At 71.1% G+C, this 22,453-nt stretch carries 20 protein-coding genes and 2 pseudogenes; 8 read left to right on the plus strand and 14 right to left on the minus strand.

The window, feature by feature from the left end; all coding sequences use genetic code 11:
- Positions 1-358: 358 nt before the first annotated feature.
- Both BFF78_RS36540 and BFF78_RS36545 read right to left on the minus strand, forming a co-directional pair.
- Positions 359-1,225: an acyl-CoA thioesterase gene (locus tag BFF78_RS36540; RefSeq protein ID WP_069782356.1), complete on the minus strand. Its 867-nt coding sequence runs from the start codon at positions 1,223-1,225 to the stop codon at positions 359-361.
- 40 nt (positions 1,226-1,265) lie between these two features.
- Positions 1,266-3,779 carry a DEAD/DEAH box helicase gene (locus BFF78_RS36545; protein WP_069782357.1) on the minus strand — a complete coding sequence of 838 codons (2,514 nt, stop codon included), beginning with the start codon at positions 3,777-3,779 and terminating at the stop codon, positions 1,266-1,268.
- Between the two features lie 145 nt (positions 3,780-3,924).
- Between BFF78_RS36545 and BFF78_RS36550 the strand changes: the two genes are divergently transcribed.
- Positions 3,925-4,719, plus strand: a complete 795-nt coding sequence (locus BFF78_RS36550) for a metal-dependent hydrolase (protein ID WP_069782358.1) — start codon at positions 3,925-3,927, stop codon at positions 4,717-4,719.
- A gap of 35 nt (positions 4,720-4,754) precedes the next feature.
- Here BFF78_RS36550 and BFF78_RS36555 read toward each other — a convergent pair whose 3' ends face one another.
- The 4 genes from BFF78_RS36555 to BFF78_RS36570 all read right to left on the minus strand — a co-directional run bounded on the left by BFF78_RS36555 (position 4,755) and on the right by BFF78_RS36570 (position 9,808).
- A complete protein-coding gene (locus BFF78_RS36555; protein WP_069782359.1) occupies positions 4,755-5,018 on the minus strand; it encodes a type B 50S ribosomal protein L31 in 264 nt (87 codons plus the stop codon).
- Positions 5,019-5,036: 18 nt separating this feature from the next.
- Positions 5,037-5,504: a DUF5709 domain-containing protein gene (locus BFF78_RS36560; protein WP_069782360.1), complete on the minus strand. Its 468-nt coding sequence runs from the start codon at positions 5,502-5,504 to the stop codon at positions 5,037-5,039.
- Between the two features lie 720 nt (positions 5,505-6,224).
- On the minus strand, positions 6,225-8,006 hold the full coding sequence (locus BFF78_RS36565) for an ABC transporter ATP-binding protein (RefSeq protein WP_069782361.1): 1,782 nt from the start codon (positions 8,004-8,006) through the stop codon (positions 6,225-6,227).
- Complete coding sequence (locus BFF78_RS36570) at positions 8,003-9,808, minus strand: ABC transporter transmembrane domain-containing protein (RefSeq protein ID WP_069782362.1); 1,806 nt, start codon at positions 9,806-9,808, stop codon at positions 8,003-8,005. Before BFF78_RS36570 ends, BFF78_RS36565 begins: the two co-directional genes overlap by 4 nt.
- A 318-nt stretch (positions 9,809-10,126) precedes the next feature.
- Between BFF78_RS36570 and BFF78_RS36575 the strand changes: the two genes are divergently transcribed.
- The 3 genes from BFF78_RS36575 (at position 10,127) to BFF78_RS46490 (ending at position 12,946) form a co-directional block, all read left to right on the plus strand.
- On the plus strand, positions 10,127-10,864 hold the full coding sequence (locus BFF78_RS36575; RefSeq protein ID WP_069782363.1) for a L,D-transpeptidase family protein: 738 nt from the start codon (positions 10,127-10,129) through the stop codon (positions 10,862-10,864).
- 303 nt (positions 10,865-11,167) lie between these two features.
- Positions 11,168-12,778 (plus strand): peptide-N4-asparagine amidase, encoded by a 1,611-nt coding sequence (locus BFF78_RS36580; protein WP_193433605.1) that lies wholly within the window; start codon positions 11,168-11,170, stop codon positions 12,776-12,778.
- A gap of 15 nt (positions 12,779-12,793) precedes the next feature.
- Positions 12,794-12,946: a hypothetical protein gene (locus BFF78_RS46490; protein WP_159033115.1), complete on the plus strand. Its 153-nt coding sequence runs from the start codon at positions 12,794-12,796 to the stop codon at positions 12,944-12,946.
- Positions 12,947-13,018: 72 nt separating this feature from the next.
- On the opposite strand, the gene BFF78_RS36585 is transcribed toward BFF78_RS46490, so the two are convergent.
- Positions 13,019-13,468: a MarR family winged helix-turn-helix transcriptional regulator gene (locus tag BFF78_RS36585; RefSeq protein WP_069782365.1), complete on the minus strand. Its 450-nt coding sequence runs from the start codon at positions 13,466-13,468 to the stop codon at positions 13,019-13,021.
- 113 nt (positions 13,469-13,581) lie between these two features.
- On the opposite strand from BFF78_RS36585, the gene BFF78_RS36590 reads away from it, so the two are divergent.
- Both BFF78_RS36590 and mltG read left to right on the plus strand, forming a co-directional pair.
- Entirely contained in the window at positions 13,582-15,384 is a 1,803-nt protein-coding gene (locus BFF78_RS36590; protein WP_069782366.1) for an ABC transporter ATP-binding protein, read from the plus strand.
- A 70-nt stretch (positions 15,385-15,454) separates the two neighbouring features.
- Positions 15,455-16,351: an endolytic transglycosylase MltG gene (mltG, locus tag BFF78_RS36595; protein ID WP_069782367.1), complete on the plus strand. Its 897-nt coding sequence runs from the start codon at positions 15,455-15,457 to the stop codon at positions 16,349-16,351.
- Between the two features lie 12 nt (positions 16,352-16,363).
- Here mltG and BFF78_RS36600 read toward each other — a convergent pair whose 3' ends face one another.
- From BFF78_RS36600 to BFF78_RS50270, 6 genes and pseudogenes are all read right to left on the minus strand, one after another.
- On the minus strand, positions 16,364-17,443 hold the full coding sequence (locus tag BFF78_RS36600) for an NAD(P)-binding domain-containing protein (RefSeq protein ID WP_069782368.1): 1,080 nt from the start codon (positions 17,441-17,443) through the stop codon (positions 16,364-16,366).
- A gap of 138 nt (positions 17,444-17,581) precedes the next feature.
- Positions 17,582-17,677: pseudogene (locus BFF78_RS48655) on the minus strand (LLM class flavin-dependent oxidoreductase); the annotation flags it as partial.
- A gap of 52 nt (positions 17,678-17,729) precedes the next feature.
- Positions 17,730-18,736, minus strand: a pseudogene (locus tag BFF78_RS36605) (ABC transporter substrate-binding protein).
- A gap of 74 nt (positions 18,737-18,810) precedes the next feature.
- Positions 18,811-19,548, minus strand: coding sequence for an ABC transporter ATP-binding protein (locus tag BFF78_RS36610; RefSeq protein ID WP_069782369.1), 738 nt, complete (start codon positions 19,546-19,548; stop codon positions 18,811-18,813).
- Positions 19,521-20,423 carry an ABC transporter permease gene (locus BFF78_RS36615; protein ID WP_069782370.1) on the minus strand — a complete coding sequence of 301 codons (903 nt, stop codon included), beginning with the start codon at positions 20,421-20,423 and terminating at the stop codon, positions 19,521-19,523. Before BFF78_RS36615 ends, BFF78_RS36610 begins: the two co-directional genes overlap by 28 nt.
- Before the next feature lie 130 nt (positions 20,424-20,553).
- Positions 20,554-20,637 carry a putative leader peptide gene (locus tag BFF78_RS50270; RefSeq protein ID WP_313884353.1) on the minus strand — a complete coding sequence of 28 codons (84 nt, stop codon included), beginning with the start codon at positions 20,635-20,637 and terminating at the stop codon, positions 20,554-20,556.
- Positions 20,638-20,759: 122 nt separating this feature from the next.
- On the opposite strand from BFF78_RS50270, the gene BFF78_RS36620 reads away from it, so the two are divergent.
- Both BFF78_RS36620 and BFF78_RS50535 read left to right on the plus strand, forming a co-directional pair.
- Complete coding sequence (locus BFF78_RS36620; protein WP_069782371.1) at positions 20,760-21,182, plus strand: YjbQ family protein; 423 nt, start codon at positions 20,760-20,762, stop codon at positions 21,180-21,182.
- A gap of 124 nt (positions 21,183-21,306) precedes the next feature.
- Positions 21,307-21,897 (plus strand): hypothetical protein, encoded by a 591-nt coding sequence (locus BFF78_RS50535; RefSeq protein WP_472573258.1) that lies wholly within the window; start codon positions 21,307-21,309, stop codon positions 21,895-21,897.
- Here the strand turns inward: BFF78_RS50535 and BFF78_RS49825 are convergent.
- Positions 21,859-22,302: a hypothetical protein gene (locus BFF78_RS49825; RefSeq protein WP_335755371.1), complete on the minus strand. Its 444-nt coding sequence runs from the start codon at positions 22,300-22,302 to the stop codon at positions 21,859-21,861. The two genes, BFF78_RS50535 and BFF78_RS49825, sit on opposite strands and share 39 nt — an antisense overlap.
- Positions 22,303-22,453 lie beyond the last annotated feature (151 nt).

Here is a 22,453-nt window from a genome sequence, read left to right on the forward strand (position 1 = left end):
GACGGTGCCTGCGTCGTCGGAACCCTGCGAAGAGCCGGACACGGCCGGGACATTCGAGCCGCTGCTGGCAGAGGCCGAGTTCAAGAGCGGGCTGGTGGCAGGGGCGTCCGGGCCCATCGGTGGACCAGCGTCGGGAGCGCCTGAGCCGAAGGGCGAGCCCGTGGTCCGAGCGTTCGAGTGGCACCGCCCGCCGGTGGCCCGGCCCGCTTCGCCGCCTGCAGGCCGCCGCGCTCGCCGCCGGGCCGCGCAGACCCCGACGCGGACCCACCGCGGCCTGCGCCCGTGGCTGCGGCGCAGAAACCTCCGGCCCGCGCGGGCCTGAACCCTCCGGCCCCGGTCCCGCGCCGTCGGCTCGCTACTACAGCGACCTGAACAGGCCTTCCTGGACGACCGAGACAAGCAGACGCCCCCGCAGGTCGTAGATGCGCCCGCGGGCCAGACCGCGCCCGCCGGTGATGATCGGCGACTCCTGGTCGTACAGGAACCACTCGTCCGCCCGGAACGGCCGGTGGAACCACATGGCGTGGTCGAGTGAGGCCATGTCGAAGTTCCGCGGACCCCACAGAGGTTCCACGGGGATGCGGACGGCATCCAGGAGGGTCATGTCACTGGCGTAGGTCAGCGCGCACGTGTGGACCAGCGGGTCGTCACCGAGCGGACCGACCGCACGCATCCACACGGCGCTGCGCGGCTCGGCTCCCTCGATCTCCTCGGCGTTCCAGCGCAGGCGGTCGACATACCGGATGTCGAAGGGCTGGCGGCGCGCCATCCGCTCCAACTGCTCCGGAAGCGCGCCCAGGTGCTTACGGATCTCCTCGGTGACCGTCGGCAGCGACTCCGGATCCGGCATCTCGCGGACCGGCGGCAGCTGGTGCTCGAACGGTCCTTCCTCAGGCTGGTGAAAGGAGGCGGTCAGATTGAAGATCGTGCGGCCCTGCTGCACGGCCGTGACCCGGCGCGTGGTGAACGACCGGCCGTCGCGTACCCGCTCCACCTGGTACACGATCGGCACCCCGGGGCGGCCCGGGCGCAGGAAGTACGCGTGCAGCGAGTGCACCGGCCGGTCGCCTTCCGCGGTGCGGCCGGCGGCGACCAGCGCCTGGCCCGCCACCTGGCCGCCGAAAACCCGCTGCAGCGACTCCTGCGGGCTGCGGCCACGGAAGATGTTGACCTCGATCTGCTCCAGGTCGAGCAGGTCGACCAGTCTCTCCGCCGGGCTCGTCATCGGTGGGATTCTCCTTGGCTCACAACTGGTCGCGAACGGCTCACAGCTGACCGACATCGGTGACGCGGACGACCGCACGGCCCTCGGCGTCCGAGGCCGCGAGGTCGATCTCCGCGCCGATGCCCCAGTCGTGGTCGCCGTTCGGGTCGTCGAAGATCTGGCGGACGCGCCAGAGACCGTTCTCCGGCTCTTCCTTGATGACCAGCAGCTTGGGGCCGCGGGCGTCGGGACCGGTGCCGAGGTCGTCGTACTCGTCCCAGTACTTGTCCATCGCCTCGCCCCAGGCGTCGGCGTCCCAGCCGGACTCGGCGTCCATCTCGCCGAGCTCCTCGACATGGTCCAGCGCGGCCAGCTCCACGCGGCGGAACATGGCATTGCGGACCAGGACCCGGAAGGCGCGCGCGTTGGCGGTGACCGGCTTGACCTCGTCGGCCTTCTCCTGGGCCTCCTCGGCGGTCATCTCCTCCGGGTTCGCGAGCTGCTCCCACTCGTCCAGCAGGCTGGAGTCCACCTGGCGCACCATCTCGCCCAGCCACTCGATCAGATCCTGCAGGTCCTCGGACTTCAGGTCGTCCGGGATGGTGTGGTCGAGGGTCTTGTAGGCGCTGGCGAGGTAGCGCAGGACGATGCCCTCGGTGCGGGCCAGCTCGTAGAAGGACACCAACTCGGTGAAGGACAGCGCCCGTTCGTACATGTCCCGGATCACCGACTTCGGCGACAGCGGGTGGTCGCCGACCCACGGGTGGCTCTTGCGGTAGGTGTTGTACGCGTGGAAGAGCAGCTCTTCCAGCGGCCTCGGGTAGGTGATGTCCTGGAGGCGCTCCATGCGCTCCTCGTACTCGACGCCGTCCGCCTTCATCGCCGCCACGGCCTCGCCGCGCGCCTTGTTCTGCTGGGCGACCAGGATCTGCCGCGGATCGTCCAGGGTGGACTCCACGACGGACACCATGTCGAGGGCATAGGACGGCGACTCGGGGTCGAGGAGTTCGAACGCGGCGAGCGCGAACGTGGACAGCGGCTGGTTGAGCGCGAAGTCCTGCTGCAGGTCGACCGTGAGCCGGACGATCCGGCCCTCGGCGTCGGGCTTGTCGAGCTTCTCCACGATCCCGCCGTCGAGCAGCGAGCGGTAGATCGCGATGGCCCGGCGGATGTGCCTCAGCTGCTGCCTGCGTGGCTCGTGGTTGTCCTCCAGGAGGTGGCGCATCGCCTCGAACGCGTTGCCCGGGCGGGCGATCACCGACAGCAGCATCGTGTGCGTCACCCGGAAACGCGAGGTCAGCGGTTCCGGCTCCGACTCGATCAGCTTCTGGAAGGTGTTATCCGTCCAGCCGACAAAGCCCTCCGGCGCTTTCTTGCGCACCACCTTGCGCCGCTTCTTCGGGTCGTCGCCCGCCTTCGCCAGCGCCTTCTCGTTCTCGATGACGTGCTCCGGCGCCTGCGCCACGACGAGCCCCGCCGTGTCGAACCCGGCCCGGCCGGCCCGGCCCGCGATCTGGTGGAACTCCCGGGCCCGCAGCGTGCGCACGCGGCTGCCGTCGTACTTGGTGAGGGCGGTGAACAGCACGGTGCGAATGGGCACGTTGACACCCACGCCGAGGGTGTCCGTTCCGCAGATGACCTTCAGCAGACCGGCCTGGGCGAGCTTCTCCACCAGGCGCCGGTACTTGGGCAGCATGCCGGCGTGGTGCACGCCGATGCCGTGCCGGACGTAACGGGAGAGGTTGCGGCCGAACTTGGTGGTGAAGCGGAAGTTGCCGATCAGCTCGGCGATCTGGTCCTTCTCCTCGCGCGAGCACATGTTGATGCTCATCAGAGCCTGCGCCCGCTCCACGGCCTGCGCCTGTGTGAAGTGCACGATGTACACCGGGGCCTGCTTGCTCTCCAGCAGGTCGGTGAGGGTCTCCGTGAGCGGGGTGAGCTCGTACTCGTAGGAGAGGGGCACCGGGCGGGTCGCGGAGCGGACCACCGACGTGGGGCGACTGGTGCGGCGGGTGAGGTCCTTCTCGAAGAAGGACACATCGCCCAAAGTGGCCGACATCAGGATGAACTGCGCCTGGGGGAGCTCCAGCAGCGGAATCTGCCAGGCCCAGCCTCGGTCGCCCTCGGCGTAGAAGTGGAACTCGTCCATGACGACCTGGCCGACGTCCGCGTTCTTGCCGTCGCGCAGCGCGATCGACGCCAGCACCTCGGCGGTGCAGCAGATCACGGGCGCGTCGGCGTTCACGGAGGCATCGCCGGTGAGCATGCCGACGTTCTCGGTGCCGAACAGCTTGCACAGCTCGAAGAACTTCTCCGACACCAGCGCCTTGATCGGGGCGGTGTAGAAGGTGACCTCGTCCCGGGCCAGCGCGGCGAAGTGCGCGCCCGCGGCGATCATGCTCTTGCCCGAGCCGGTGGGCGTCGAGACGATCACGTTCGCCCCGGAGACCACCTCGATCAGCGCCTCCTCCTGATGCGGGTAGAGGGTGAGGCCGCGCTCCTGCGCCCACGACTCGAAGGCTTCGTACAGGGCGTCGGGGTCGGCGGTCGGCGGCAGCTGATCGATGAGGGTCACGCACCCATCTTGCCTGGCCTTGCCCCCGAGGGGGGAATCGGCTGTGGGCAGGAAGATCATGGCCGCTACGCTGTGTCGCCGACGCAGCGTCAGCGCACCAGGTCAACTGGACAGCGGCACACGAGGAATGGGGCGGGAAGCGGCCATGATGGGACCAGCACACTCACTGTCGGGGGCCGCGGCCTGGCTCGGGGTCGGAGCCGCCGCGGCGGCGGCAGGGCATCCGATGCCCTGGCCGGTTCTCCTCGTGGGGGCTCTGATCTGTGCCGGTGCCGCGCTCGCCCCGGACCTCGACCACAAGGCGGCGACCATCTCGCGCTCCTTCGGTCCGATCTCCCACTGGATCTGCGAGATCGTCGACAAGCTGTCGTACGCCGTCTACAAGGCGACCCGGATGAAGGGCGACCCGCGCCGCAGCGGCGGTCACCGCACGCTGACGCACACCTGGCTGTGGGCGGCCCTGCTCGGTGCCGGCTGCTCGGCGGCGGCGATCGCGGGCGGCCGCTGGGCCGTGCTGGCGATCCTGTTCGTGCACATGGTGCTGGCGATCGAGGGCCTGCTGTGGCGGGCCGCCCGTGGCTCCAGCAGCGATGTCCTGGTCTGGCTGCTGGCGGCGACCACTGCCTGGATCCTCGCGGGCGTCCTGGACAAGCCGGGCAACGGCTCCGACTGGCTGTTCACCGCGCCGGGCCAGGAGTACCTGTGGCTGGGGCTGCCGGTCGTGCTCGGCGCGCTGGTGCACGACATCGGGGACGCGCTCACGGTGTCCGGCTGCCCGATCCTGTGGCCGATCCCCGTGGGCCGCAAGCGCTGGTATCCCATCGGGCCGCCGAAGGTGATGCGGTTCCGTGCCGGAAGCTGGGTGGAGCTGAAGGTGCTGATGCCCGTGTTCATGCTGCTCGGCGGGGTGGGCTGCGCGGCGGCCCTCAATGTGATCTGAGGCGCCCGTCCCGGATCGGCCGGCTGAGCGGTTGCTCAGGTAGCCTCGCCCGCCTCGGCCCCGCCGTACCGGCGCTCGAAGCGGGCGATGCGGCCCTCGGTGTCGACCGTGCGGGCCTTGCCCGTGTAGAAGGGGTGGCTCTCCGAGGAGATTTCCACGTCGATCACCGGGTAGGTCCGGCCGTCGTCCCACTCGATGGTCTGCTCGCTCTGCGCGGTGGACCGGGTCAGGAACGCGTAGCCGGCGGCGCGGTCACGGAAGACCACGGGGTGGTACTCGGGGTGCTTGTCCTGCTGCATGGCGGCTCCTCGTGCGGGTCAGCCGGACAGGGAGTCCTCGTCGACGATGTGCATCGCGGCCTCCTCGGCGGAGGCGGCGGCGCCGTCGATACCGACGTCGGTGGCGACGAGGGCGGCCTCATCGTCCTCGTGCGCTCCCTCGTCCGGTGCCACCAGCCGGCCGGAGCGCTGGTTGCCGACCTCGTTGTCGAGGAGTTCCCCGTCGGCGTCGTGGTCACCGATGTCGTCGCCATCGCGGGGGACGACATCGGGCTGCTCCTCGGCGAGCCGCTGGTCGAGGGTCTCGCCCGCCTGGCGTTCGGCCGCCGTCACCCCTGTGTGCTCCACCGCCCAGGGGCGCTCGGGAGGGGACCAGCCGCGGTCGAGCGGGTCGCTGACCCCGTCGAAGTCCAGTGTGTCCTCGACGTCGAGCACCCCCGAGTCCTCCCGGATCTCCGAGGGATCGGGCTGGTAGACGTCGTCCCCCCAGCCGTCGGCGCTGTCCACGAGTACCTCCAGGTGGTGAGGACGGCCGTGTGCCACCACAAGGGGCGGCGGGCCGCCGGCACGCGTGGCACGGTTGTCACACGCCGCGAACCGAGTGGTTCTGGGGCGTGCCCCGAGCCGCTGCCGTTCTCCAGACTTCCACCCCTGCTCGGGACCGCGCAACGGCACGGGCACGGCTCATGGCCCCCACCCGTGAACCGGCGCCCGGCGGACCCCACCGCGTGCCCGTCTGCTGCGGCCTGGCTGCCCCAAGCACCGCCGGACCGGACTGCGCACCGGCCCGCCGCTCTCTGGCTGCTCCAAGGCGAGGCCGGCCCCACCGTGCGCCGGTCCGCTGGGATCTGGCCGCTCACAGCACCGGCGAGTCCCACCGCGTGCCGGCCCGCTGTGATCCGGCTGCGCCGAACGCCGACCGGCCCGACCGTGCGTCCGCCCACTGCCACCCGCCCGCCGCAAGGGCCGGCAGCCCGGGCCACGGCGCCCGGCGGTGCGGGCCCGGTCATCGTCGGCAGCGCCGGTGTGGTGATCGTGGTGGCTGGGACCGTGGGCGGGTGCTGTGCCGCAGTGGTGGGATGGACGCGCGCTGTCGGCGGGTGCTGTGCAGCGGTGATCGCGGTGGCCGGGACCGTCAGCGAGCACTGTGCCGCAGTGATCGGATTGATGCGCACCCTCGGCCGGCGCTGCACCGCAGTACCCGTGACGCCAGCGCTCGCCGGAACCTCACCCGTGCCAGGACCGCCACAGCGCCGCGTACGCGCCGTCCGCCGCGACCAGCTCGTCATGGCTGCCCAGCTCGCTGATGCGGCCGTTCTCCACGACGGCGATCACGTCGGCGTCATGGGCGGTGTGCAAGCGGTGGGCGATGGCGACCACGGTGCGGCCGTCCAGGACCCGGGCCAGGGAGCGCTCCAGATGCCGGGCCGCACGCGGGTCGAGCAGCGAGGTCGCTTCGTCCAGGACCAGCGTGTGCGGATCGGCGAGCACCAGCCGGGCCAGCGCGATCTGCTGGGCCTGTGCCGGGGTGAGCGCAAGACCGCCGGAGCCGACCTCGGTGTCCAGGCCGTCGTCCAGTGCCCGTGCCCAGTCGTCCGCGTCGACCGCGCCCAGCGCCGCCCACAGCTCGGCATCCGTCGCGCCGGTGCGGGCCAGCAGGAGGTTGTCGCGCAGGGAGCCGACGAAGACATGGTGCTCCTGGTTGACGAGGGCGACGTGCGAGCGGACGCGTTCGGCCGGCATCCGGGACAGCTCCGCGCCGCCCAGGGTGATCCGGCCGTCGCGGGGTGCGTAGATCCCGGCGAGCAGCCTGCCCAGGGTGGACTTGCCCGCGCCCGAGGGGCCGACCAGGGCCAGCCGGGTCCCCGGGGCGACCTCCAGGGACACCTTGCGCAGCACGTCGACGCCCTCGCGGTAGCCGAAGTGCACCCGGTCGGCGTGCACGTCCCGCCCGTCCGGCGTCACCGAGGCATCCCCGGCGTCCGGCTCGATGTCCCGCACGCCGACCAGGCGGGCCAGCGAGACCTGGGCGACCTGTACCTCGTCGTACCAGCGCAGGATCAGGTTCACCGGGTCGACGAGCATCTGCGCGATGAGGGCGCCCGTGGTCAGCTGGCCCACCCCGATCCAGCCGCCCAGGACCAGGGCCCCGCCGACCATGAGGACCGAGCCGAGCACGATGATGTGGACGGCGTTGATGACCGGGAAGAGCACGGACCGCAGCCAGAGTGTGTACCGCTCCCAGGCCGTCCACTCCTTGATCCGCCGCTCCGACAGGGCGACGCGGCGGGCGCCGAGCCGGTGTGCCTCGATGGTGTGGCCCGCGTCCACCGTCTCGGCGAGCGCGGCGGCGACGGCCGCGTACCCGGCGGCCTCGGAGCGGTAGCCGGAGGGCGCCCGCTTGAAGTACCAGCGGCAGCCGGCCACCAGCACCGGCACGGCGAGCAGTACGGCGGCCGCCAGCGGCGGAGCCGTCACGACGAGCCCGCCGAGCAGCAGCAGGGCCCACACGACACCGATCGCCAGCTGCGGCACGGCCTCGCGCATCGCGTTGGCCAGGCGGTCGATGTCGGTGGTGATACGCGACAGCAGGTCGCCGGTGCCCGCCCGTTCCAGCACGCCCGGCGGCAGGCCGACCGACCGGACGAGGAAGTCCTCGCGCAGGTCGGCCAGCATCCGTTCGCCGAGCATCGCGCCCCGCAGCCGCACCTGCCGTACGAACACGGCCTGCACGGTCAGCGCGAGCACGAACGCCCCGGCGGTCAGCCCCAGGTGAAGCTCCCGGGACCGGTCGGACACCCGCTCCACCAGGCCACCGAGCAGGTACGGACCCACCATGGAAGCGATCACGGCCACCGTGTTGACGCCGATGAGCAGCAGGAACGCCCGGCGGTGCCGGCGGAACAGCTCGGCGACGTAGGCGCGGACGGTGGCGGCCGCGCCTACCGGCAGGGTGGTGGCGGTCGTCGTGGCCGCCGGGTCGTACGCCGGCGGCGCAACGCCGATCATGCGCTCTCCTCGATCTCTTCCAGTTCCTGGAGCGCGCCCACGAGGGCGCCCTCGTGGGCGGCGGCCAGTTCGTCGTCCGTCTCCCGGGTGACCACGGCCCGGTATCGCGGCTCGCTGTCGACCAGTTCGCGGTGTACTCCCACCGTCACGACCTCACCCTCGTGGACCAGGGCGACCCGGTCCGCGCGGTCGAGCAGCAGCGGAGAGGAGGTGAACACCACGGTCGTGCGTCCCGAGCGCAGCCGGCGCAGTCCGTCCGCGATCCGGGCCTCGGTGTGCGAGTCGACGGCGGAGGTCGGCTCGTCCAGCACCAGCACCTCGGGGTCGGTGATCAGCGACCGGGCCAGTGCGAGCCGCTGGCGCTGGCCGCCGGACAGGGACCGCCCGCGTTCGGTGATGCGGGCGTCCATCGGGTCGGCGGCGCCCAGTGACCCCTGGACGAGCGCGTCCAGCACGTCGTCGCACTCTGCCGCGGCCAGCGCGTCCGCGGCCCGTACGGCTCCGGAGGCGGGCACGTCGAGCAGCTCGCGCAGTGTGCCGGACAGCAGCATCGGGTCCTTGTCCTGGACGAGGACGGCGGTACGGGCGCTGTCGAGGGGCAGTTCGTCCAGGGCGACCCCACCGAGCAGCACCGAGCGGCCCGGCTCGGTCGGATGTCCGCCCAGCCGTTCCGCGAGCCTGCCCGCCGCGTCCGGGTCGCCGCAGACCACGGCGGTGAGACGCCCTGCGGGAGCCAGCAGACCGGTGCCGGGGTCGTACAGGTCGCCGCCCGGCACCTCCGCCTCCCGGGTGCCCTCGGTGGCCGTGGACCGATCCAGCGACAGCACGCGGGCCGCCCGTTTGGCCGACGGGCGTGAGAAGGAGTACGCCATGGCGATCTCCTCGAAGTGCCGTAGCGGATAGTTGAGGACCATGACCGCGCTGTAGACGGTGACGAGTTCACCCACGGTGATCCGGCCCTGGCGGGCCAGCTGGATGCCGTGCCAGACGACGGCGATGAGCAGCAGTCCGGGCAGCAGCACCTGAATGGCGGAGATCAGCGACCACATCCTGGCGCTGCGCACCGCGGCGCGCCGTACCTCCTGCGAGGCGTGGCGGTAGCGGTCGAGGAACAGCTCCTCGCCGCCGATGCCACGCAGCACACGCAGCCCCGCGACCGTGTCGGAGGCCAGCTCGGTGGCCCGGCCCGCCTTCTCGCGCTGCGTGTCGGCGCGTCGCGTCGCCCGGGGCAGCAGCGGCAGCACCGCGAGTGCCACCACGGGCAGACCGACGGCGACGACCACGCCCAGGGCGGGCTGGTAGACGAGGAGGCTCACACAGACCACGACGACCGTGAGCGCGGCCGCGGTGAAGCGGGAGACCGCCTCGACCAACCAGCCGATCTTCTCGACATCGCCGGTGGAGACGGCCACCACCTCGCCCGCCGCGACGCGCCGGGTGAGCGCTGAGCCGAGCTGGGCGGCCTTGCGTGCCAGCAGTTGCTGGACGCGGGCGGCGGCCGTGATCCAGTTGGTGACGGCGGTCCGGTGCAGGAAGGTGTCGCCGACGGCGATACCCGTGCCGCACAGCAGCATCAGACCACCCGTCAGGGCGAGCCGGGTGCCGGAGCGGTCGACGACTGCCTGCACGGCGAGACCGACACAGAAGGGCAGGGCGGAGACGGAGACGAAGTGCAGCAGGCCCCAGGCGAGCGATTTCAGCTGTCCGCCCAGCTGGTTCCGCCAGAGCCACCACAGGAATCGGGGGCCCGAACGTGCGTCCGGGACCCCCGGATCGGAGTACGGAAGGTCTTGAATCTGCATGACGTCCCAGTGGCTCGTGTCAGGGAGGGGAGGAGAGGGGAGAGGGCGAGAAGGCGGTAACAAGCCGTGAAAGGTTGGCGTCGCCGCGTGGTGAATTTCAAACGGTTTTCCTGACGGAGCAGCGAAATCCACCGGCTTCCGGCCACAGGTCACCGGCACTGGAACCGGGCTCGCCGAGGAGGACGTGTCCGGCTCTCGGCGGTCGGGCGGGCCGGCCGGTCACGTGCCTGATGCCATCACCCGAATGTCCAGAAGATATGACTATCAATTGGTTTGTGATGTCACGATGGTCTTGTGCGGATCCACAGTGTGCGGCGAATGACGGTCGCGGTGACGGCTTTTGGAACTCTCCTGGCGGCTCTGTCGGCCTGTGGCACCGGCGCGTCCGATCCGGTCCGCGTCGGCGAGGTGGCGGGTCCCCGCGGCCAGGCGGCGCAGAGCCCGATGGTCTCGACCGCCCCCACGACCGACCCGACCCGTATCCCGGGCATCGGCGACCGGCTGTTACGACGGATCCCCCGTGACTCCGGACAGGTCGTCGCGGTGTACGGCAAAGGTGTGGACTCGGCCGAGTCCACAGCCGTGCTGTACACACGGGAGGGGCCGGAGTGGCGCCGGGTGGCCAGTTGGCCGGCTCACAATGGCCGGAACGGCTGGACCACGGACCACTACGAGGGTGACGAGCGCAGTCCGGTCGGCGTGTTCGGCCTCTCCGACGCTGGCGGTGTGCTCGACGACCCCGGCACCAGGCTGCCGTACCACCAGGACCCGGACTCCTACGCGCCCCCGAACGACTGGGACGAGGCGCATCAGCACGATTTCGACTACGTCATCGCCATCGACTACAACCGTCGCCCGGGCACCCCGCCGGACGACGCCGCGCGCCCCGAGGGCGACGACAGGGGCGGCGGCATCTGGCTGCACCTGGACCACGGCGACGGCACGGCTGCGTGCGTCAGCGTTTCCAAGGACGCCATGGAGTTCCTGCTGCGCACGCTCGACCCGGCCCGGCATCCGGTGATGGTGATGGGGGACCGGGGGGAACTGAGCGCCTGACGTCTCAACGCAGTGCGCCTCCGGCGGACCTTCCGTGGGCGGCCCGGCGCCGACGCGCCCGAGGAGGTCCCGGAGGCGACGCGGGGTGGGTCGCTTGCCTGCGCTGGGCGAGGCAGGACTCCCCACGGCAACGCACGGCTCGCCGCTACCGGCCGGCCCCGCCGCCCGCGGCGCGCCGGAGGCTGGCCTCGGTGCCCGCGAACCCGAGGTGGCACCCTGCACCCGCCCGTCCGAGGCCCGATCGCGTCGTTCCGCCCGAGGCGGCATTGCGGGCCGGCCCCGGGTCGCCGTAGAACACCGGCCATGAGAAGACGGATAGTCATGTCCATGCTCGCCGGGGCGACCCTCTGGGTGAGTGCGTTCTTCGGCACCGGAGCCGCTGCCGCCCAAGCGGCCGACGTCCCGGCCGAGTTCGGTACCGACTGGCACGATCCGGTCACCGCGGCACCGCCCGTCGACCGGCCGCACACCACGTCGTGCCAGGTCACCCTCGCCGACGCCCAGTTCCGCGACTTCACGCCGTACCGGGGCGCGTACACCCCGCCCCAGGGTTGCGGCGACCGCTGGAGCAAGGTCGTCCTGCGCCTCGACGGCAAGGTGAAGGGCCGTCAGTACGACCGCCTCGGCTATCTGCACGTCGGCGGGGTCGAGATCCTGCGCACCTCCACCCCGGAACCCTCGCCCGACGGCATCGAGTGGCACGTCGAGAAGGACGTCACCCGCTACAGCGACACCTTCCGCAGCCCGCAGGACGTCGAGATGCTGATCGGCAACGTCGTGGACGACACCTACACCGGGGTCATCGACGTGCACGCCACCCTGACCTTCTACGCGGGCCGTCCCGCGGAGCGAACCCCCGACCGCGTGCTCACCCTCGCCGACACGCCCGACGGCACCACCCTCACCACTCCGCGCAACAGCGAGCGGATCGTCGCCGAGGTGTACGCGACCGGTTCGGGCGGCGGCTGCGAGGAGTTCTGGTATCTGACCGTGGCCGACCCGGCGTCGTACTCCTGCAAGGCGGATCACGGCCCCTACCGCGAGGTGCAGGTCAAGGTCGACGGTCAACTCGCCGGAATCGCGGCGCCGTTCCCGAACGTCTGGACCGGCGGCTGGTCCAACCCCTTCCTCTGGTACGTCATCCCGGCGCCGCACGCCTTCGACGTCCGGCCCATCGAATACGATCTCACCCCCTTCGCGGGCCTGCTCGACGACGGGCGTCCGCACCGCGTCGAGGTCTCCGTCGTCGGCGTGCCCGCGGGCCAGTCGGGCTGGAGCGCACCGGTGAACGTCCTGGTCTGGCAGGACGCGCACCGCGCCCACGTCACCGGAGCGCTGACCGCGGACAAGGCGACGGACATCGCCAACTCCTCCACCTACACGCCCGGTTCGGAGAACCGTGTGAACACCGAGGCCGGACACCGGCTCACCGTCTCCGGATACCTCGACACCTCGCACGGCCGGGTCACCACGACCGTCACGCGGACACTCGCCAACACCTCCGTCCATCGCTGGGCCGACGGCGAGAACACGGACGGAGTGGACGCGACCTGGTCCGACGATCAGACGGTCAGCGTCGGCGGACACGGTCCCGCGCGGACGACGCGGACGCATCGGACGTACACCATGAACGGCGCCACGACCGTGGGCACGGACAACCGGCTGCGCACCGTACTGACCCTCGGGGACCGGGCGTCCGCCGTGGAACTGCGGGACGGCCGGCGTACCGCGTGGTCGCGCTTCGACGACACCTACAGCGGCGACGCGGCGTACACGATGAATGTCCCGCGCGATCAGCGGCACGCGGTCGGCACGTCGAGCGAGCGCTATCGGCTGTACGGCTCCGACGGCTGCTACGACCGTTCGCTGACCACGGTTCAGGGGGTGCTGACGCAGGACCGCCGGCTCTGTTGAGCGCGGCGACGTGGAATGCGCCACTCGCAGGGTGATCGACGGGCCCGTGCCGTGGTCGTCGCCGGCATCGCCGAGCCCGGTGATCTGAAGGCCTGGATCACGTGCATACCCGACGAGGGCTCGGGGGTGGAACCGGCGGCCGTGGCGGTACGGCCGGCCGTGGGGTGACGTATGTCGGCGGGCCGTTCGCCGGGGTCGGCGTGCGGCCCGCTTCGCTATGAGACGGCTCGGCGTGCCGTCTCAGCAGCGCTGGCCGCCGTCCCCTTCGACCAGGGTGTCCAGCAGGACGCCGAGCACCTGGCGCTCCTTCTCCGTCAGCGGGGCGAGGATCTCCTCGGCCGCCGAGCGGCGTGCGCCACGCAGCTTGCGCAGGGTCGTACGCCCCTCGTCCGTCAGCTCGATCCGGGTCACGCGCCGGTTCGCCGGATCCGGCACCCGCCGTACCTTCCCGTGCGCCTCCAGCCCGTCCACCAGGGTCGTCACCGCGCGCGGCACCACCTCGAGGCGCGCGGCGAGGTCGGCCATGCGCGGGGGCGACGCGTAGTGGGCGAGGGTGCGCAGCAGCCGGGACTGGGCCGGGGTGATGCCCAGGTCGTGCCGTTCCAGATGGCGCTTCTGGATGCGGTGCACCCGGCGGGTCAGCCGCAGCAACTGCTCGGCGAGCAGGCCGTCGGGATCGGGGGTGGTCATGCGGGAACAATATCAGGATGCCGTTCATTGTGAGTATAGGTAACAATGAGCTACGATCCGTTCGTCATCGTCGGCCACCTCCGGCCGGCGCCCGTTCCCCTCCGTAGGAGCCCATGCATCCCGACCGTGAAACCTCATGGACACCACCTGCCGACGCCAAGGAACAGCCCCGGCAGGTGCGCCGCATCCTGAAGCTCTTCCGTCCCTATCGCGGGCGGCTCGCGATCGTCGGCCTGCTGGTCGGCGCCTCCTCGCTGGTTTCGGTGGCCACACCGTTCCTGCTCAGGGAGACCCTGGATGTCGCGATCCCCCGGGGCCGCACCGGCCTGCTCAGTCTGCTCGCGCTCGGCATGATCCTCAGCGCGGTCCTCTCCAGCGTCTTCGGCGTACTCCAGACGCTGATCTCGACCACCGTCGGCCAGCGCGTCATGCACGACCTGCGCACCGCCGTCTACGGCCGCCTCCAGCGCATGTCGCTCGCCTTCTTCACGCGTACGCGTACCGGCGAGGTGCAGTCCCGGATCGCCAATGACATCGGCGGCATGCAGGCCACCGTCACCTCCACCGCCACCTCCCTGGTCTCCAACGCCACCAGCGTGGTCGCCACGATCGTCGCGATGGTCGCCCTCGACTGGCGGCTGACGATCGTCTCGCTGCTCCTGCTGCCGGCGTTCGTATGGATAAGCCGCCGTGTCGGCAACGAACGCAAGAAGATCACCACACAGCGGCAGAAGCAGATGGCCGCGATGGCAGCCACCGTCACCGAATCGCTCTCCGTCAGCGGCATCCTGCTCGGCCGCACCATGGGCCGCTCCGACTCGCTCACCACGTCCTTCGCCGAGGAGTCCGAGCGCCTGGTCGACCTGGAAGTGAAGTCGAACATGGCCGGGCGCTGGCGCATGGCCGTGATCACGATCGTCATGGCCGCGATGCCGGCCATCATCTACTGGACGGCAGGTCTGGCCCTGCAGTTCGGTGGCCCCAAGGTCTCGCTCGGTACCATCGTCGCCTTCGTCTCGCTCCAGCAGGGGCTGTTCCGCCCGGCCGTGAGCCTGCTCGCGACCGGCGTCCAGATCCAGACCTCCCTCGCTCTCTTCCAGCGCATCTTCGAGTATCTGGACCTGCCGATCGACATCACCGAGCGCGAGCGCCCGGTGCACCTCGACCAGGTCAAGGGCGAAGTCCGCTTCGAGGAGGTCGAGTTCCGCTACGACGACAAGGGCGGCCCGGTCCTCGACGGCATCGACGTCACGGTTCCCGCGGGCGGCAGTCTCGCCGTCGTCGGCCCGACGGGCGCCGGCAAGTCCACGCTGGGCTATCTGGTGCCCCGGCTCTACGACGTCACCGGTGGCCGCGTCACCCTGGACGGAGTCGACGTCCGGGACCTCGACTTCGACACCCTCGCCCGCGCGGTCGGCGTCGTCTCGCAGGAGACGTACCTCTTCCACGCCTCGGTCGCCGACAACCTCCGCTTCGCCAAGCCGGACGCCACCGACGAGGAACTGCGGGCGGCGGCCGGGGCGGCGCAGATACACGACCACATAGCCGCACTGCCCGACGGCTACGACACCATCGTCGGCGAACGCGGCCACCGCTTCTCCGGCGGCGAGAAGCAGCGCCTCGCCATAGCCCGCACCATCCTGCGCGATCCGCCGGTCCTCATCCTCGACGAGGCGACCAGCGCCCTCGACACCCGCACGGAGGCCGCCGTCCAGCAGGCGATCGACGCCCTGTCGGCCGACCGGACGACGATCACCATCGCCCACCGGCTGTCCACGATCCGCGGCGCCGACCAGATCGTGGTCCTCGACTCCGGGCGAATCGCCGAACGCGGCAGTCACGAGGAACTGCTGGAACAGGACGGGCGGTACGCGGCACTGGTGCGCCGGGACGCGCAACTGGAACCGGCGAGCTGACCGCAACCGGCGCGATCGCCAAACTGAACATATGCCATGTTTAGGGGTATTTGCGTATTGCCGTGCCCGCATGCAGACGAAAATTCCGCCGCGGAGCACGATGCGATTGACACGCCGGGGCCGACTCGTCCTCGTCGTGGCCGGCGCTGTCATGGTCGGCACCGCCGTGGCGGTCCCGCTGCTGACGCTGAACACCCGCCCCGAGGAGATACAGCCCGCCGCGCTGGTCGTCCCGGAGGGCCGGCGTGCGAGCCAGGTGTACGACGCGATCGACAAAGCCCTGGAGCTGCCTTCGGGCAGCACGCGCAAGTCCGTCGGGAAGGCCGGTCTGAAATTGCCGAGCGAAGCCGCGGGCAACCCCGAGGGCTACCTCTTCCCGGCGACGTATCCCGTCCCGAAGGGAGCGACCCCCGAGTTCCTGCTGCGCTCCATGGTCGGCACCGCGAACAGCATGGTGAACGCGGCGCCGATCTCGGCCGGGGCGCAGCGCAGTGCGATGAACGTCTACCAGGCCGTCACCATCGCCAGCATCATCCAGGCCGAGGCCGCGACGAAGGCGGACATGGGCAAGGTCGCCCGGGTCGTCTTCAACCGGCTGGAGCGCGGGATGCCGCTGCAGATGGACTCGACGACCAACTACGCGCTGAACCGCAGCACCGTCCACACCAGCCAGGACGACACCCGCATCGACAGCCCGTACAACTCCTACCGGCGCACGGGCCTGCCGCCGACGCCGATCGACAACCCCGGCGAAGAGGCGATGCGCGCCGCGCTCGACCCGGCGCCCGGCAACTGGCTGTACTTCGTCACGGTCAAGCCGGCAGACACCCGCTTCACCTCCGACTACGCCACGCATATACGCGATGTGGCGGACTTCAACGCCCTGCACGAGGACGCGGGGCAGGGACGGAGCCCGAGTCGGAGGCCGGTCCGGTCCGCCGCCTCGCCGCGGGCTGCGGTCCGCTGAGCAGGCAGGGCGTCATGCGGCGATCGGCTGCTCCTCGGCCAGCAGGCGCGTGATGTCCCGGACGGCCGCGCGGCCGGCCCGGTTGGCGCCGATGGTGCTGGCCGAGGGGCCGTAGCCGACGAGGTGGACACGAGGATCGGCCACCGCCCTGGTGCCCTCGGCCCGGATCCCGCCGCCCGGCTCGCGCAGCCGTAGCGGACGGAGATGGTCCAGCGCGGCCCGGAATCCGGTCGCCCAGAGGATCACATCGGCGGCGACGTGCCGTCCGTCGTTCCAGGCCACCCCGTCAGGCGTGATCCGGTCGAACATCGGCTGCCGGTCCAGGACTCCGTCCGCGAGCCCCTGCCGGACGGCGTCGTTGAGAGGCAACCCGGTGACCGAGACCACACTGCGCGGCGGCAGCCCCTGACGTACCCGCTCGTTCACCAGCGCGACCGCAGCGCGGCCCGCCTCCTGGTCGAACGGCCCCTCGCGGAAGACCGGAGGCCGCCGGGTGACCCAGGTGGTCGCGGCCGCGTACGGAGCCAGCTCCAGCAGGTGCTGGGTGCCCGAGGCGCCGCCGCCGACGACCACGACCCGCTGCCCGGCGAACTCCTCCGGCCCGGCGTACTGCGCGGTGTGCAACTGCCGCCCGCGGAAGGTCTCCTGACCGGGATAGCGCGGCCAGAACGGCCGGTCCCAGGTGCCGGTCGCGTTGATCAGCGCCCGCGTCGACCAGGTGCCCTGTGAGGTCTCCACGAGCAGCCGCCCGCCGTCGCCCTCCCGTACGGTCCGTACGTCGACGGGGCGGCGCACGCGCAGGTCGAAGGTGCGCTCGTACCGGTCGAAGTACGCACCGATCACCTCCGCCGAGGGCTGCGCGGGATCGGCGTCCGTCAGCTCCATCCCCGGCAGCGCGTGCATCCCGTGCACCTTGCCGTACGTCAGCGAGGGCCAGCGGAACTGCCAGGCGCCGCCCGGCGCGGGGGAGTGGTCGAGGACCACGAAGTCGCGGTCCGGCGCAAAGCCGGTGCGCCGCAGATGATAGGCGCTGGACAGCCCGGCCTGACCAGCGCCGATGACGACAACCTCGACCTCGCGCGATTCGTTCACGCTTCTACAACGGTGATCCGGGTGTGCCTCTTCCCGAGAGCCGGGGCGACGGGATCATGCCCTCCGCGAACCAGTACTCCTCGATGCGCCCACGCCTCGGCCGGGGAGTCCCGGGAGATCGTGTGCGGCCGGATCCCGAAGCAGCCGCCCACGCGTCACCCGCTGATACATGGCCGCCATCTGCGCGGCCGGCGTCGGCGACGGCAGCCCCGGCCGTAACGCCGACAGGAACCGCCGGTCGGCAGGAGACAGCGCAGTCGTCCGGTCATGCCGATGCCGTCCTTCCTCAGCCCTTGGCCGGCGTCGTCGAGGGCGGCAGGCCGCCGTTGAACCGTGTGTTCACGAAGTCGGCGAAGTCCACCTTCTTCGGGATCAGCTTCAACTCGGCGAAGGTGTCGGCGATCTGCTGCTCGGAGGAGATCAGCGGCTTGTCGACGGCGACCGCGACCCGGGTGGAGTTGGTCCGCTGCACCGAGGCCAGCGCCACGTCGTACGGCAGCCCGGTGTCCTTGGCCCACACCTTGGCCCACTCCTTCTGATGGCCGTAGACCCAGACCTGCGCCCGCCGCAGCCGGGTCAGGTAGTCCTTGATGACGGCAGCCTTCTTCGGGTCCTTGAGCGCGGCGGGCGCGGCCACCTGGAAGGTGAGCCCGTTGGTGATGCCCTCGCCGGTGGTCAGCACACGGCCTCGCCTGGCCTGGAGGATCTGCGAGGTGTACGGGTCCCAGACCGCCCAGGCGTCGACCTTGCCGGAGGTGAACGCGGCCAGCGCGTCGGCCGGCTGGAGGTATGTGACATGGACATCGGCCAGGCTCAGCCCGGCCGCCTTGAGCGAGGCGACCAGCTGGTAGTGCGCCGACGAACCCTGTGCCACGGCGATGGACCTGCCCTTGAGCTGGTCCGGCTCGGTCAGCTTGGAGCCGTTGGGCACGAGGACGGCATCGCCCTTGGAGGTTCCGTGCCACGCCGCCACGACGGAGATCTTCGAGCCGGCGCCGGCCGCGAAGACGGGCGGAGTGTTGCCGACACCCCCGGTGTCGACAGCCCCCGCGTTGACGGCCTCCAGGAGCGGCGGGCCGGAGGTGAAGGTCGACCACTTGATCTTGTAGTGCAGGTTCTTCAGCTCCCCGGCAGCGCGCAGGATGGCCTGCGAACCACCCTTCTGATCACCGACGTTGAGGGTGACGGAACCCTGTCCGTCGGTGTCGGTGCCGGCGGACGAGTTCCCGCCGCAGGCGGTGAGCATGAGCGCGAGGGGAGAAGCAGCGCGGCGGGGACGGGGCGTCGTCGCATGGCGGTTCCGTTCATGGCCTCAAGGGGACGGGTTCTCGGGCAGGCGGCTGGCAGGGTCCCGCAATGGGGTGGGTTCACGCGGCTTCCGCGGAGGTGCCGACACCGAGCCGTTCCAGCAGGCCGGCCCGGAGGCCGGCGAAACGGGGGTCGGTGATCTCGCGCGGCCGGCCGAGGTCGATCCGCTGCTCGTGGGCGATCCGGCCGCCGTCCATCACCAGGACGCGGTCGGCGAGCAGTACGGCCTCCTCGACGTCGTGCGTGACCAGCAGCACGGCGCAGCCGCGACGCTGCCACAACTCCCCGACCAGTTGCTGGGCCTTGATCCGGGTGAGCGCGTCGAGTGCGCCGAACGGCTCGTCGAGCAAGAGCAGATCGGGTTCGCGTACCAGCGCCCGGGCGAGGGAGGCGCGCTGCGCCTCGCCGCCGGAGAGGGTCTTCGGCCAGGCGCCGATGCGGTGACCGAGCCCGACCTCGTCCAGCGCCCGCTCGGCGACGGCGCGTCCGGGCCTGCCGGGCAGACCCAGCAGGACGTTGCGCCAGACCTTCTTCCAGGGCATCAGCCGGGGCGCCTGGAAGGCGACGGCCCTGCGGCGCGGGACCAGCGCGGTCCCCTTGATGTCGCGGTCGAGCCCGGCGAGGATGCGCAGCAGCGTCGACTTGCCGCAGCCGCTGCGGCCGAGCAGGGCGACGAACTCGCCGGGAGCGATGTCGAGCCGGAGATCGTCGATGACGGCACGGCCGTCGAAGGAGCGGGTCAGCCCCTCGACGTGCACCGCGTGCCCGGTCACCGGCCGGTGAACGTCGGTCGCCATTGCAGGAGCAGCCTTTCGAGGGAACGGACGACGAAGTCGGCGAGCAGGCCGAGGAAGGCGTAGACGACCAGGCAGACCACGATCACATCGGTCCGCAGGAAGTCCCGTGCCTGCACCATCAGGAAGCCGATACCGGCGTCGGCGTTGACCTGCTCGGCGAAGACCAGCGCGAGCCAGGCGATGCCGAGCGAATAGCGCAGCCCGGTGAGCGCGCCGGGCAGCGCCCCCGGCAGTACGACATGGCGCACCAGACCCCACCGCGAGAGCCCCAACGACTCCCCGGCCTCGATGAGCTGGGCGTCGACCCCGCGAATCCCGGCGTACACGTTGAGATAGAGCGGGAAGGTCACACCGAGCGTGATGATGGCGGTCTTCGGGGCCTCGCCGATGCCGAACCAGATGATGAACAGCGGGATGAGACCGACGAACGGCACCGTCCGCAGCATCTGCACCGGCGCGTCCACCAGGTCCTCACCGATCCGGAACAGCCCCGAGACCAGGGCGAGTCCGGTGCCGGTCACGGTCCCGAAGAGCAGCCCGAACGCGACGCGCCGGAGCGAGGTACCCATGGCAGACGGCAGTGATCCGTCACTGACCAGGTCCCAGCCGACCTCGGCGATCCGGCCCGGCGAGGCGAGTACGTCGGCCGTCAGCCCTCCGGTGGAGCTGAGGAGTTGCCACAGGGCGAGCAGCAGGATCGGGCCCGCGGTACGGCGCAGCCAGCGGGGGATGCGACGGCTGTGGGAGGAGGCGGGGAGGACTTGCTGAAGGTCGAGTGGGGCGCTGTCGGAATGCTTCGTTCCGGCATCCTCAGACTTGGATATACCCGAAATATCGGGTTCTGGAGAGCTGGGTGGGGCATGGCTGATACTCATGATGCTCCACAGGGCAGAGAGCGGGGTGGGGGCACGGGAGACCGGCTCGGCGCCGACACGTCATGCCCGCCTCAAGGGCAGGTCACGGCAGGGGGCGGAGCCCGAAAAGCGGGGAAGCGGGAAGAGGGCGTCAGCGGCCGCGGCGACACGCGGCGGAAGCCACCCGCAGCAGGTCGATATGACCGCGTGTGGTGAGCAGGGCTGAACGCAACATGCCGCAGAACGTAGCCAGATGGCCGCACCACGGTCAACGGCGTCTCGACTTGTGGACCGCCCGTCTCGGCACACGCCCGCGCCACAAGGTGGGAAACCCGGCGAGTGAGCCAGGATGGGGGCATGCCAGATGCCTTCACCACCCGAATCCTGAACGTCTCGACCGGTACCCGGGAACGCGTCGTCGACCTCACCGCCGACTGCGAGGACTTCCTCCGGGAGGCGGCGGCCGGCCGCGACGGCCTGCTCAATCTCTTCGTCCCGCACGCCACCGCCGGAATCGCCGTCATCGAGACGGGCGCCGGCAGCGACGACGACCTCCTCGCCGCCCTGCACACGCTGCTCCCCGCCGACGACCGCTGGCAGCACCGCCACGGCAGCCCCGGCCACGGCCGCGACCACGTCCTCCCGGCGATCGTCCCGCCCCACGTGACCCTCCCGGTCATCGGCGGCCGTCTGGAACTGGGCACCTGGCAGTCGGTCTGCCTCGTCGACACCAACAAGGACAACCCCGAGCGCAAGGTGCGGCTGAGCTTCCTCGGCTGACTCCGGTGGCGCCGGCGTGGCCCAACCGCGCTCGCTCCCGTGGTGCCGACCGGGAATCCGGCGAAGATCCTTCTACCGCGGGGTCCGCCAGTCCCGGTGCCGCCGGACGACGTAAAGCGGCTTGGTGAAAGCCGAGTCGGGGACGCTCGCCGCGCAAGGAGCCACGGCTCTGGTCGGGCTTGTCGTCGCGGACGCCTGGCGGCAGATGAAGCACGTGAGACGACGGGGCACCCGCTTGCTCTCCCGGCGTGGCGCGCCCGACGAACTGAACGCCTCACGCGAGGAGTTGGCGGCGTCTCGGGCGAGCGGCGACGTGGATGGCGCGGTCGACCGCGTCGCCGCCGACTGGGAACGGCGCCTGCTCGGCATCATCGAGGACGCCCCCGAGGCGGCGGAGGAACTGCGCCGGCTGCTGGCGGAGATGGCCGAGTTGCTGGGCGCGCAGCACGGTTCCCAGGCGGTCGTGTGTGCCCAGCTTGCGGTAGATGTTCTCGACGTGCTTGTGCACCGTGCGGACGGAGATGCCGAGGCGGCGGGCGATGGCGTCGGCGGTGAGCGCGTCCGTGAGCAGCAGCAGGACGGTCGTCTCGCGCGGCGTCGGCGCGCAGTCCGCCGCCCGTTCGTCCGGCGCCCCGGCCGGGCCGAGTGCGCGCCGCCATGGCGAGATGGTCGTCGGTTATGTCCGTACCGGCGCGGAAGACGAGGCAGCCGGTGACCGGGGCGGTGCTCGCGGGCAGTGGCAGTCCCAGCGCATGGTCCACGTCGAGGGCTTGCCGAGCAGACGTGCCGTCGGGCTGTCCGGCCACCGGAGGCCCGCCGCCCGCTGCACGGTGACGGGCCTCCGGTCGGTGGTGCTCGTGTAGTGGCGAGCGAAGGGAAAGCCCGCGCGGAGCAGGGCCAGGTCCGCTTCCCCGAGCCGCTCCAGCTCGGCGGCGGCAGCGCCGGGCGCCGCACCGATCGTGCCCTCGCGCTCGCTCCAGTCGTCCGGTTGGTGGAGGACCGCCTCGCCACCGCGCAGGTCAGGGCACCGGCGAGCATCGGCCACAGGCGCGGGCTCCCGTTCGTGCAGCGCCGCCACGGCCGCAGCCGTCATGCGTTCGTAGGCCCTGTCCAGCCCCACCTGTTCCTCTCCGGTTGCCTCGCGGCCCCTGGGCCCGCGCATACGTACTTGTACGCATACCCCCGCGCGCCCCGGCCGTCGGACACTTCAACCCTGCGGCACCGGCCTGCGCGGACGCATGTCCGCCGGGCCGCCGGCACGGGGGAACGGC

The organism is Streptomyces fodineus (genome assembly GCF_001735805.1).
Classification (GTDB): domain Bacteria; phylum Actinomycetota; class Actinomycetes; order Streptomycetales; family Streptomycetaceae; genus Streptomyces; species Streptomyces fodineus.

Excerpts from the sequence above, each read along its gene's own strand:
- BFF78_RS36555 (WP_069782359.1), bottom strand. The coding sequence starts at position 5,018 with ATGCAGCAGGACAAGCACCCCGAGTACCACCCCGTGGTCTTCCGTGAC.
- BFF78_RS36620 (WP_069782371.1), top strand. The coding sequence starts at position 20,760 with ATGCCAGATGCCTTCACCACCCGAATCCTGAACGTCTCGACCGGTACC.
- BFF78_RS36610 (WP_069782369.1), bottom strand. The coding sequence starts at position 19,548 with ATGGCGACCGACGTTCACCGGCCGGTGACCGGGCACGCGGTGCACGTC.
- BFF78_RS36540 (WP_069782356.1), bottom strand. The coding sequence starts at position 1,225 with ATGACGAGCCCGGCGGAGAGACTGGTCGACCTGCTCGACCTGGAGCAG.
- mltG (WP_069782367.1), top strand. The coding sequence starts at position 15,455 with ATGCAGACGAAAATTCCGCCGCGGAGCACGATGCGATTGACACGCCGG.
- BFF78_RS36565 (WP_069782361.1), bottom strand. The coding sequence starts at position 8,006 with ATGATCGGCGTTGCGCCGCCGGCGTACGACCCGGCGGCCACGACGACC.
- BFF78_RS36585 (WP_069782365.1), bottom strand. The coding sequence starts at position 13,468 with ATGACCACCCCCGATCCCGACGGCCTGCTCGCCGAGCAGTTGCTGCGG.
- BFF78_RS36590 (WP_069782366.1), top strand. The coding sequence starts at position 13,582 with ATGCATCCCGACCGTGAAACCTCATGGACACCACCTGCCGACGCCAAG.
- BFF78_RS36580 (WP_193433605.1), top strand. The coding sequence starts at position 11,168 with ATGAGAAGACGGATAGTCATGTCCATGCTCGCCGGGGCGACCCTCTGG.
- BFF78_RS36575 (WP_069782363.1), top strand. The coding sequence starts at position 10,127 with ATGACGGTCGCGGTGACGGCTTTTGGAACTCTCCTGGCGGCTCTGTCG.
- BFF78_RS36550 (WP_069782358.1), top strand. The coding sequence starts at position 3,925 with ATGATGGGACCAGCACACTCACTGTCGGGGGCCGCGGCCTGGCTCGGG.
- BFF78_RS50270 (WP_313884353.1), bottom strand. The coding sequence starts at position 20,637 with ATGTTGCGTTCAGCCCTGCTCACCACACGCGGTCATATCGACCTGCTG.
- BFF78_RS36570 (WP_069782362.1), bottom strand. The coding sequence starts at position 9,808 with ATGCAGATTCAAGACCTTCCGTACTCCGATCCGGGGGTCCCGGACGCA.
- BFF78_RS36615 (WP_069782370.1), bottom strand. The coding sequence starts at position 20,423 with ATGAGTATCAGCCATGCCCCACCCAGCTCTCCAGAACCCGATATTTCG.
- BFF78_RS46490 (WP_159033115.1), top strand. The coding sequence starts at position 12,794 with ATGCGCCACTCGCAGGGTGATCGACGGGCCCGTGCCGTGGTCGTCGCC.